The following is a 10,117-nucleotide window of genomic DNA, read 5'->3' on the forward strand; positions in this document are numbered from 1 at the left end:
ATAATCTGACCGACTTTCAGATAGTCACGACCCATGCGGCTCATGTCCTTGATACACAGATACTCCACATTCCCGGCTTCAACCTCTTTCATCATGGCTAAAAATCCGGGGCGGTCAAAACAAGTGCCGCTGATACCATCGTCCGTGAAATGGACAATGTTTGTAAAGCCCTGCCGTGCGGCGAAGTCCTCCAACATAGCCTTTTGATTGGATATGGAATTGCTCTCACGCTGTTGGTCATCATCTTTGCCAAAGTCATCACGGCTCAGTCGTTCGTACAGAGCTGTGATTTTCTCATTTTTTCTCATAACTTGCGCTCCTTTCTTCGGTTTTAGGTTGTGTGTTCTAAGAGACTTCCCAACCGCTTGATTAAGAAGTCTTTTAGAGCATACAACACCGGCTGCCAGCTTATATTTCTTATACTGCCGCACTGCGAAGTGGTTTGGCTTTTCCGATTCCAGTGCATCAAACATCAGGTCTACGGGATTTTTGAACTCCTCGTCATCCTCCCGGACTTCCATGGCGTTGATGAACTCGATGAGGGTGGAGAAGTTTTGCTCCTCCACCGGAGCTTCATAGTGGATATATCCGATCAATGCGCAATACAGCAATGTTTCCGCCTTGACCCAGAAATCGTCTCCGGCCTTGCCCTCGCCTTTGGTATTAGCGATTAGCGTTGTCACCAGCTTCAGAATATCCTTTTCCGAGTGGATGTATGCAAAGGGGTTATAGTGCATGGACTTCTTGAAGTTGATGGTATTTAGGACCTTGATTCGGTACGGCTCATAAATGACCTTGCCGTGCTTATCCTTCATGGGCTTTCCGTCCTTCTCCAGCTTGGGTGCGCCCCTTTGGAGCATTTTTCCACACTCCACCAGAATTGTTCCTTTCGGAAGCGTTTTGTCAATACAGAGATTCGTAATTCATTAAAAAATGATTGTTTTTATGACAAACTCATTAGAAATTACCGGCAACCACTTCCTGACAGATCAGATTCTTCACTCTATCCTCTACTGTTACCTTTTTTGCTTTGTTGAAGAACACCCCGACAAGATAGGTAGTGTTTCCTATTCTCGCCTTGAAATTGCCACCATCAATATAATTCTCTTTATTTTCCACTGCTTTCTCCTCCTGCATTTGCACCGCTCCTTTCCAAGATTCCCCTACAAGGGAAAGGGTAACAAAAAAGGTAACATGACCGAAAAGACTTCTCAAATCACCGCTACCTATGCTTGCTATCCGTATTTTATTTATTTTTCTATTTTCTTGTTACTTTTGTTACCTTTCATAGAAAGCCCAGTAAAATCAATACTTCCACTGGGTAACAAGATAAGTAACAGCAAGGTAACTTCATCAATTTTGTTACTTAAATGGTATCTCCAACTCCATCTGCTTTGGTATTTCGATAAACCCATCGCTATCCGCTTTGTCGGGGATTTCCTGAGACGAACCGGCACGCACCCAGCCACGCTGTTTACCATATTCTCCAAAGTGCATTGCCCCATCGCTCATTACCCAGTCGCTCACAGAGTTGTTCATAATATCACAAATCTGCTTTAGTTCAATTCTCTTTGGCTCATAGTCTCTGCGAAGCGCTTCTTTCCATAGCAGTTTGGAGCAGACTCTGTCTCCCTTGAAATCATCAAGAAAAGAAAGTATCATACCGGCATCAGCATCTTCCGGCATGAACTGCTTCTGATACTCTTTCAGGTAATCAGAGGACTCTTTGCCAAGCATCAGTTTGAAGTCTCCTGATCTAAATATCTCCATAGCTTCCGCCCACACTTGCTCGATATATTCCCTTGAAAGAGCTTCATTATCAAGAATATGACAATCCGCCCTCTCAGGATAAACCATGACCGGCATGAACCGTCTGTTACCGGTTCGGTCAAGCGGAAGCGTATCCATAGCATTGGATGTGCCACCAAATACACACTGTCTTGGTCTGTCCTTGGGCTGTGTTTCATAAGGTACTTTGTAAATATCACTCTGCCTGCTGATAAAAGACTTAATATCTTCAATACTCCTTGCACTGGCTGTCGCTATCATTTCCGACAATTCTATGATTAGATGCCCCTGCATTTTCCGGAACACATTTTCATCATCAAGCTTTTTCAGATCATCAGTAAACCACGAATCATTCATGGCAAGGAATCTGAAAAAAGTTGACTTTCCGGCTCCCTGACCGCCCACAAGTATCAGCATATATTCAAATTTCGTTCCCGGATGAAACACTCTTGAAATTGCCCCCAACAAAAGAACTTTCATTGCTTCGTAAACATAAACATTCCTGTCAGCTCCAAGAAAGTGATACAACACATCCTTGATACGCTCTTTTTTGTCCCAAACCAAAGAATTAAGTTTTTCCTGAATGGGGTGGTACTTGTTTTCCATAGCCACTACATTGATTGCCGATTTTATCTTTTTCTCCGTTGTCAAACTGTAATTTTCTTCAAGATACAGCATGATATGGTCTATGTCAGAATCCGTCAGGACAGGACTTTCCCGATACCATCCTAAATCTTTTACAATGTCGTTCCGGTCTGTCATCATGTTGTAACAAATAACACCCCTGAACTTCGGATCATTCCCCAATACCGTAACAACATTCCTAATGCACTGCCTCACAGCTCCTTTGTCTGTTGTGATTAACTGTTCCCTGATTTCTGAGATACTCATTGACTCTCCGTTCAATATCCTCCACCCCCTTTCCCAAATCTCTTACCAACATTTCTTTTTCTTCTTCTGTCCCCCATAGCAAAATATCAAGCTGACACTCCACTTTTGGCAGATTCTGCACCGCTTCCTCATACCTTGCATCAATTTCATCCATGCTCTTCGGTTTGAAATTTCTTTCCCATTTTTTTAACAAATGGAAATAATCAGACAACACCCGGTAGGTCTTTGTCTTAGCTTCTGCCAGTATCTGCATTGGGGATTTTTCTCTCCTGACCGGCTTTGGTGGAGAACGAACCGAACTGTCATAGGCTATTCCAAATTCATCTGCAATCTGCATGGCTGCATCTTTGGGAGAAAGATTATAATACCTGCCAACAAAATCAATCGCATCTCCTTTTTCCCCACAGCCAAAACAGAAATATTTTTTATCTGTCGGCTTTACTTTCATGCTCGCTGTCTTATCCTGATGAAACGGACATCTGCACATATTACTACGGTTAAAAACAATTCCGGCTCGTTCCATAACCGCCCTTGCGGTCACTCGTTCCTTTACTTCATCAAATACTCCCATAATATCCTTTCCGGACAATAAAAAAGCATCTGTTTTTTCCAGTCATGGATAACAAATGCTCCTTAAAGTTCCATATTCTTTTTTCTGACAGATACGTTCCGTTCTTTCTCTGCTTCTTTGACTTGCTTTTGCATTTCTTTCAGCTTCTCCTGAATAGATACTCTTGCCTGCTCCCGAATCAGCTCCTTTGCTTTCGCCTTATTCTTCGGTTCATTTAGGGCAGAAATGATATTGCCAAGAAAAACCTGAGACGCTTTTTCCAGTCGGAAAACAATCGCATTTACAACTTTGGAAGCAACCGATTTGGAACTGTCACTGAGCTTCTCCTTTGGCTGTTTCTGTAACAGTTCCCCATAATCTTTTACGACATCCACATCATGCTTCACTGTTTCCTCTTTCACACGCTCTGTGACCACCTCACAAGCCTTTTCATAGGCAAGGTCTACCGCTTCCTCAACAACTACATTTACATCCTCTATCTTCATCATAAGACCATCTAAGACAGCTTGTTTCTCATCAATGCGCTTCTGTTGGTTCATGATAATAAAATCCTGCTTTTCCAGATAGCTTACACCACCAAAGACCGGTTCAACATCTATATCCAGTCCGTGTTTCTGACAGATGCTGATAAACAACTTTCTGCACTCTTCATCAAAGACCATCTTACGGTTATTGTATTTCCCCTTTTTCTCATTCGGTTTCGGGAGTTCAAACCCCAATTCTTCCAATGCCTTATCCTGTTGGGGACACAATTCTCCATATTGATTGACCACATCAAAAACGTGTCTTTCGTGGATATGCGGTGTGGCTTCATCAAGATGCAAAGCCCAGTCCAAAATATGGACGTGAGAACCATATCGCTTATTAAATTCCTCAAAATATTCTGCACTAATCTGAGCAAGTACATCGGCTGAAACTGTTCCGTCAATGTTTCCAAGCTGTAATAAAGTCTCTTCCGGACACGTTTTGTTATTTTCAAGAATACCATCAATCGTTTTTACACGGTCATAGTGCCTTGCCTTTCGATTTCTTTCGTTCTGTCCTTCCACATGATCTGAATATTTTTCAACATAATATGCCTTCTCCACTTCGGTAAAAGTAAATCTTGCTCTTTCGTTTTCATCATTTGGCAGACTATAACCCTGATAGCAGTCCCAATAGACATTGAATTTCGTCCTCTCTGCGTCAATATGCTCACTGTTCTCAACATCAAATCTGCGGTCATTATGTTTGGCATCATAAGTCCCATGCTTTCCCGACCTTCCATTATGTCTTGTTGCTTTCATTCAACTCTTCCTTTCTTTTTTTCTACAAAAAAAGACCAAGTAAATCTCTCTACTCAGCCTGTTAATAATAACAATATTTAGTTTTTCCCGAAGGGATTTGCAACGAAGTTGCTTAATCTTGTGAAGCTCTGCTACAAGCAATACCCAGTACTTAGTGGCGAAACGCCACTAACTGGGCAATGGTTGCACCCTTGACCGGCTAAGGCGCTTCGCCCTTAACCCAAGCGGAGTCTTTCTCCTGCACCTTGCGTAAGGCTCTGCCTTTACAATCCGACAACCTGGAATTTATATAATTATTCCTCTAACTTTCCCCATTTTATAGGCTTTCCCGCCTGTCCATTAGTGAAATGATATGTAGTTTCCCTTATTTTTGCCCTTATGAGATAATTACAAGGGAAATAAGGGAATTTCTTTAATCATTGCCTACCACTTTATCAAGAAGCCTAACCGATTTTCGTTTAGCATCTCTTGTGGAGTGAGCATAGACATTCATTGTGGTACTGACATCTGAGTGTCCTAACAATTCCTGCACATCTTTTGGGGCTGCTCCATTTGCTAAAAGGTTGCTTGTATAGGTGTGACGTAACTGGTGGAAATGAAAGCCTTCAAATCCCTCTAATGTTTTTGCCACCTTTCTGCAAACAGTTCCCAAAGTAGTTGGAAGTTCCAGACAACCATCCGGTCTTAAACAGACGAAAGAAATTTCTTTATAATCTGCCGGGACTTCCTCTGTTCTGTCTAAGCAATAATATTCGTAGTACACTCTGTTTTTCTCTTTGACCGCTTTGTAGTAGTTCGTGTGATAAAGTTCTCCGTACTGCATTCGATTTTTTAACTGCTCTTTCCGGGCATTACGGAAAATCTCTACCAGCGTATCTCCAAAATCAACAATCCTCACTTTTTTCCGCTTGGTTGGTCCGATGATATATTTGCGCTTTGAGCCATCGTATCGGATGCTACGTCTTATGGTAAGGCATTGTTCTTCCAGATTTACGTCCTGCCACGCCAAACCGCAGGCTTCTCCAATACGAAGCCCGGCATAATAGGCTATCTGGATTGGAAGTATTGCGGCTGGGTTCTTTTTTTTCAGATAAGCAAGCAATCTTTCATAATCTTCTCGTGAAATTGGTTGGATATTTCCGTCCATGTCCTCGTCTGAAAACAAATCAACTTCATCCGTCTGATACCGCAGTTTAATATACTGCATGGGATTAAACGTAATATACTGTTTTGGAAATACTGCAAAGCGGAAGGACTGCTGCATGACTGCGGAAAAAGAATGGATGTAATCTTTGCTGTAACCCTTTCTCTCTTTTCCGTCGGGATGAACTCCCCCGAAGGAAAGCAAATCAAAAAAGGATTGCAAATGCTCAGAGGTTACATTTTTTAATTTCCGTTCTGCCAGCGGATGTTTCTTAATATTTCGGATTGTTCCGAGGTAATTCTCCACAGTACCATTGCTGAGCGTACCTGTTTTTAATTCCTCCTCTGCCCACACATCCAAAAGTTGTCCGACTGTGAGATTTTCCGCTTTGGCAACAAATTTCTTTTTCTCATAATCATCCATTGCCTGACGGAGCAGTTTTTCAGTTTCACTTTTGCTTTCTGTTCCAACGCATTCTTTCTGAACAAGATTGCCGCTTGCGTCCTCTACATAGAAGCGGTAGTACCATTTCTTTCCTTTTTTTCTTACAGATCCTTTTGCCATAATCGTATGTCTCCTTTCGATATTAGACAATCGGAACTGATGAAATGCTTCGTGCGTGTAAGTATATCATAACTCCGGCTGTCTTACTATACCGATTCGGAATCTTCGTATAAGACTTCTGATAAAAGATTTGCAAGCCTTTGCTCTGCTGTTTTGGGTTTCTTGGAATAGAGCCTTACGATGTCTGCCATCTCATTAAAAGCATTGATGGTGTGAGTGATTTCCCTTAAGAACATAATCTCATTATATTCATCATTCGATTCAAACCCTATTGTTTTGGCAATATCCGTCTGACCATCATTCCCCTTAAAGTTTTTGCAGGCGAACTGAAAGGAATCCAAAAACAGACCATATTGTTTTAACATCAGCAGTAATAAATCTTTTGAAAAAGCATCTTCTTCTTTGGTAAGGGCAAGTGGTAACTGTTCCAGAATATCTCCCATCGCATCACGAATCTGTAATTCTCTCTTATCCGTAATATCGGTTTCATATTCATCTGTTTCCCCTTTGAGCCATTCCACAGATACATGGAGTGCTTCCGAAAGACCTTCCAACACCATTTTTTTCGTATTGTCAATCGAACCATTCTCATAACGCAGGATTGTAGAAGCGGTAACACCCATCTTTTCTGCGACATAAGGCTGTGTCAGATTCAATTCCAGACGGCGCTGTTTTACTCTGCTCCCTATCAGCTTGCGTAATTCTTTATCTTTCATGCTGACTGCCTCCTTTTTCGGTATGTATGAATTATAGCATTGTTTTTCTGAAATTGCAATATGCAATATAAAGTTTATTTTTAACATTTCGTAACGCTTGACAAAAAGATGTGAAAAGGATATACTTACATCACAAGAATTGCATAATGCAATTTGTAAGGAGGTGATTATATGACGCAAAGAAAAATTGCATTATCCATCGAAGAAGCTGCTGACTATACGGGAATCGGCAGAAACACCTTAAGACAGCTTGTAGAATGGAAGAAACTTCCAGTATTAAAGGTTGGTCGCAAAGTCCTGATTAAAACCGATATTCTGGAAATGTTTATGGAAGCTAATGAAGGTCGTGATTTGAGGGATAGAGGAAATGTAAAAGCTGTAACAAGAACTGTGGCAAATTAAAAAGGCGGCTTCCAAAGAAACCGCCAAAGGTTCTATCAGACCAAAGCCATGATATACCTACACGCAAGAAGATTATACCATGTGCTTCTTCTGATACGCAACCGAGAACTTATGTTTGCAAAAGAAAGGAGAATGTAATAATGGCAAAATCAACAAAAAGTTATGAAGAACGAATGCTTGAAATGGAAAAAAGGGAACAGGAAAGCCTTGAAAAAGCAAAACGATATGCAGCACAGAAGAAAGAACTTCTGAAACGAAAGAAAACCGAGGAAAGTAAAAAACGAACCCATAGGCTCTGTCAGATTGGCGGTGCGGTGGAATCCGTTCTTGGTGCTCCTATTGAGGAAGAAGACATCCCAAAGCTGATTGTTTTTCTGAAAAGGCAGGAAGCCAATGGGAGATTTTTCTCAAAAGCAATGCAGAAAGAAACCAATACCGATATGGAGGAAGTGTAATGGCAGAGGGGATGAGTTTTTCATTCCCTTCATTGCTTTTTCATGAAGGGCGCACTTATGGACAACCAGAGGTCGTCCCAATAAGTTTGCCACAAGTGTCAACCGGTCTGCGCTCACGCTTGCCGGGCTCGTTCCGTCGGCGGGGCTTTCAGCCAGACCTGCTCATGCCGCAGGAGGCACTCTTCGCCAGAGAGGCGCATTCCATGCAGGCTGCTATGCGCAGGGCACTCTTACGCAGAGGGAGTTCCGGCAATGCTGCTTTTTCTAAAACTGAAAGCAATGTTGCCGGAAATCTATGCCGGATACGTCAGAAAGGAGGAATCCAGACATGGCGATTTTTCATTACACAATCAAAATAGTCGGACGAAGTAAAGGGAAATCTGTTATCTCCGCTTCCGCATATCTCAATGGGGATGTGATGAAAAACGAGGAAACAGGGAGAATCAGTTATTACACTTCTAAAAAAGAAGTGGTCTACACCCGGCTGATGATGTGCGAAAACGCACCTCCTGAATGGCAGATAGTACCAGAAGAAAATATAAAACGCTTTCAAAAATCTGTCCGATACAAAAGGTCAGAAGATAAAGAAGCTGCTTTAAAAAAATTCAAAATCACATTTCAGAAACAGAGGTTATGGAATGAGGTATTGAAGATTGAAAAAAATGCAGATGCCCAACTTGGCAGGTCATTTGAATTTGCCCTCCCCAAAGAATGGAGCAGACAGGAACAAATTCAATATACAACCGACTATATCCAAAAAACTTTTGTAGATAGAGGAATGTGCGCTGATTGGAGTATCCACGACAAAGGGGATGGCAACCCCCATGTCCATCTGCTTCTAACTATGCGTCCTTTTAACCCGGATCATTCTTGGGGAAAGAAAGAAGTCAAGGATTGGGATTTTGTCAGAGATAAAAACGGAAATATCGTGATTGATGAATCCCATCCGAACTGGTGGCAGGATAAGAAAAACCCTGACCGTCATGGAATCCGTATCCCTGTATTAGACGAAAACGGAATTCAGAAGATTGGAGCAAGAAACCGCCTGCAATGGAAACGGGTGCTGACCGATGCTACTGGATGGAACAATCCAAAAAATTGTGAACTGTGGCGGAGTGAATGGGCAAAGGTATGTAATGAACATCTGCCTTTGCATAATCAAGTTGATCATCGTTCTTATGAAAAGCAGGGAAAACTCCAGATTCCTACCATCCATGAAGGAGCTGACGCAAGAAAGATTGAACAAAAGTTTTTTGCCGGGCAGGAAATAAAAGGCTCGTGGAAAGTAGCGGAAAATCAAATCATAAAACAACAAAACACGTTATTGCAAAAGATACTAAACACCTTTGGGAAAGTATCGGGTGCATTATCATTATGGAAGGAGCGATTAAATGACATTAGAAGAAAGCCGGGAAATTATACCCTTAATGGAATCCATGATTGGTCAAATCGAAGAACAGCAGAACCTAATGGCAGAAATGATTCTGGAAATGCAGAACCGGGACACTCAACTCTCTCTTATGCAAAAACAGAATCAGAAATTACAAAAATTAAACAACGAGTTATCCGAGCTGCTCAACATTTTGCCAAATACCGAGGAACTGCTTTCCAAGATGGAAGAACAGAAAACGAAGATAGAGCTTTTGGAAAACGAAAATCAGCAATGGCAGAAATTGGCACAGAAGCTGAACAGCGAAAACAGTTTATTACTGAAACAGAACACCGAATTGCTGAACTGGAACAGCAGATAGAGAAAGGACGTGATATAGATGAACGAATCCAGAGAATCAAAGAACGCCGAACAGTTGGAAGAACTTCTGCTCTTGACCGAGGAGATACAAGAAGAACTAGAACAGAAAGAACAGCTTATCGTGGAACTGAAGACGCAGCTCAGCGAATCTCTGACCTTGAACGAGAAATTAAACAAAGAGAACAGAGCCGGGAATATTCAAGCATTAAAGAACGACTTGAAGCTGGCAGACAGAGCATTGCGGATCGAGAAAGAGAAGTTGCGAAGCGCAAACGTCATGATAGAGGAATGTCAAGATAAAATATGCTATTTAACACAGGAACGGGATTATGCCCGGACACATCAGAAAATCGTAGAAATACCGGTAGAAAAGCCGGTACTCTATGAAAAATGTGAAGCCTGTAACCGGACAGCCTATCAGAATGCAAAAGCAAAATACGGAACACAAAAAGAGCGACTTGCCGGACAGTATAAAGCAAAAACGGTAATGTTCCAAAGAGACTGTGAGAAAAAGTCTGTAAATAAGATTCTTCTATGATAATAAAGGGTG

Annotated in this window: 10 protein-coding genes and 2 pseudogenes; 5 read left to right on the forward strand and 7 right to left on the reverse strand. The window is 41.7% G+C overall.

The window, feature by feature from the left end; translation table 11 throughout:
* The 7 genes and pseudogenes from DWZ44_RS18865 to DWZ44_RS17540 form a co-directional block, all read right to left on the reverse strand.
* Nucleotides 1–899 (reverse strand): annotated as a pseudogene (locus DWZ44_RS18865) (recombinase family protein); the annotation flags it as partial.
* 58 nt (nt 900–957) lie between these two features.
* Nucleotides 958–1,137: a hypothetical protein gene (locus DWZ44_RS17515; RefSeq protein ID WP_066647474.1), complete on the reverse strand. Its 180-nt coding sequence runs from the start codon at nt 1,135–1,137 to the stop codon at nt 958–960.
* A 225-nt stretch (nt 1,138–1,362) separates the two neighbouring features.
* A complete protein-coding gene (locus tag DWZ44_RS17520; RefSeq protein WP_117800751.1) occupies nt 1,363–2,679 on the reverse strand; it encodes a virulence-associated E family protein in 1,317 nt (438 codons plus the stop codon).
* Nucleotides 2,612–3,250, reverse strand: a complete 639-nt coding sequence (locus tag DWZ44_RS17525) for a CHC2 zinc finger domain-containing protein (RefSeq protein WP_117800749.1) — start codon at nt 3,248–3,250, stop codon at nt 2,612–2,614. The genes DWZ44_RS17520 and DWZ44_RS17525 overlap by 68 nt, the downstream gene beginning before the upstream one ends.
* Nucleotides 3,251–3,312: 62 nt before the next feature.
* Nucleotides 3,313–4,536 carry a serine/arginine repetitive matrix protein 2 gene (locus DWZ44_RS17530; RefSeq protein WP_117805409.1) on the reverse strand — a complete coding sequence of 408 codons (1,224 nt, stop codon included), beginning with the start codon at nt 4,534–4,536 and terminating at the stop codon, nt 3,313–3,315.
* 412 nt (nt 4,537–4,948) lie between these two features.
* Nucleotides 4,949–6,244, reverse strand: coding sequence for a tyrosine-type recombinase/integrase (locus DWZ44_RS17535; protein WP_009265517.1), 1,296 nt, complete (start codon nt 6,242–6,244; stop codon nt 4,949–4,951).
* Between the two features lie 86 nt (nt 6,245–6,330).
* Nucleotides 6,331–6,960: a helix-turn-helix domain-containing protein gene (locus DWZ44_RS17540; protein ID WP_009265518.1), complete on the reverse strand. Its 630-nt coding sequence runs from the start codon at nt 6,958–6,960 to the stop codon at nt 6,331–6,333.
* Between the two features lie 171 nt (nt 6,961–7,131).
* Here DWZ44_RS17540 and DWZ44_RS17545 point away from each other — a divergent pair, with 171 nt between their 5' ends.
* The 5 genes and pseudogenes from DWZ44_RS17545 to DWZ44_RS18870 form a co-directional block, all read left to right on the forward strand.
* Nucleotides 7,132–7,362, forward strand: a complete 231-nt coding sequence (locus DWZ44_RS17545) for a helix-turn-helix domain-containing protein (RefSeq protein ID WP_008704241.1) — start codon at nt 7,132–7,134, stop codon at nt 7,360–7,362.
* A 140-nt stretch (nt 7,363–7,502) separates the two neighbouring features.
* Nucleotides 7,503–7,817, forward strand: coding sequence for a hypothetical protein (locus DWZ44_RS17550; protein ID WP_015515802.1), 315 nt, complete (start codon nt 7,503–7,505; stop codon nt 7,815–7,817).
* On the forward strand, nt 7,817–8,176 hold the full coding sequence (locus DWZ44_RS17555) for a hypothetical protein (RefSeq protein WP_015515801.1): 360 nt from the start codon (nt 7,817–7,819) through the stop codon (nt 8,174–8,176). The genes DWZ44_RS17550 and DWZ44_RS17555 overlap by 1 nt, the downstream gene beginning before the upstream one ends.
* Nucleotides 8,146–9,867, forward strand: coding sequence for a MobA/MobL family protein (locus DWZ44_RS17560; protein ID WP_020993872.1), 1,722 nt, complete (start codon nt 8,146–8,148; stop codon nt 9,865–9,867). Before DWZ44_RS17555 ends, DWZ44_RS17560 begins: the two co-directional genes overlap by 31 nt.
* A pseudogene (locus DWZ44_RS18870) lies at nt 9,845–10,063 on the forward strand (DUF6040 family protein); the annotation flags it as partial. The gene DWZ44_RS17560 and the pseudogene DWZ44_RS18870, both read left to right, overlap by 23 nt.
* Nucleotides 10,064–10,117 lie beyond the last annotated feature (54 nt).

Origin of the sequence: Blautia sp. AF32-4BH, from assembly GCF_003460565.1 — a bacterium.
In the GTDB taxonomy this organism is placed as follows: domain Bacteria; phylum Bacillota; class Clostridia; order Lachnospirales; family Lachnospiraceae; genus Fusicatenibacter; species Fusicatenibacter saccharivorans.

Coding starts and splice junctions, on each gene's coding strand:
- DWZ44_RS17515 (WP_066647474.1), bottom strand. CDS start 1,137: ATGCAGGAGGAGAAAGCAGTGGAAAATAAAGAGAATTATATTGATGGT.
- DWZ44_RS17520 (WP_117800751.1), bottom strand. CDS start 2,679: ATGAGTATCTCAGAAATCAGGGAACAGTTAATCACAACAGACAAAGGA.
- DWZ44_RS17525 (WP_117800749.1), bottom strand. CDS start 3,250: ATGGGAGTATTTGATGAAGTAAAGGAACGAGTGACCGCAAGGGCGGTT.
- DWZ44_RS17530 (WP_117805409.1), bottom strand. CDS start 4,536: ATGAAAGCAACAAGACATAATGGAAGGTCGGGAAAGCATGGGACTTAT.
- DWZ44_RS17535 (WP_009265517.1), bottom strand. CDS start 6,244: ATGGCAAAAGGATCTGTAAGAAAAAAAGGAAAGAAATGGTACTACCGC.
- DWZ44_RS17540 (WP_009265518.1), bottom strand. CDS start 6,960: ATGAAAGATAAAGAATTACGCAAGCTGATAGGGAGCAGAGTAAAACAG.
- DWZ44_RS17545 (WP_008704241.1), top strand. CDS start 7,132: ATGACGCAAAGAAAAATTGCATTATCCATCGAAGAAGCTGCTGACTAT.
- DWZ44_RS17550 (WP_015515802.1), top strand. CDS start 7,503: ATGGCAAAATCAACAAAAAGTTATGAAGAACGAATGCTTGAAATGGAA.
- DWZ44_RS17555 (WP_015515801.1), top strand. CDS start 7,817: ATGGCAGAGGGGATGAGTTTTTCATTCCCTTCATTGCTTTTTCATGAA.
- DWZ44_RS17560 (WP_020993872.1), top strand. CDS start 8,146: ATGGCGATTTTTCATTACACAATCAAAATAGTCGGACGAAGTAAAGGG.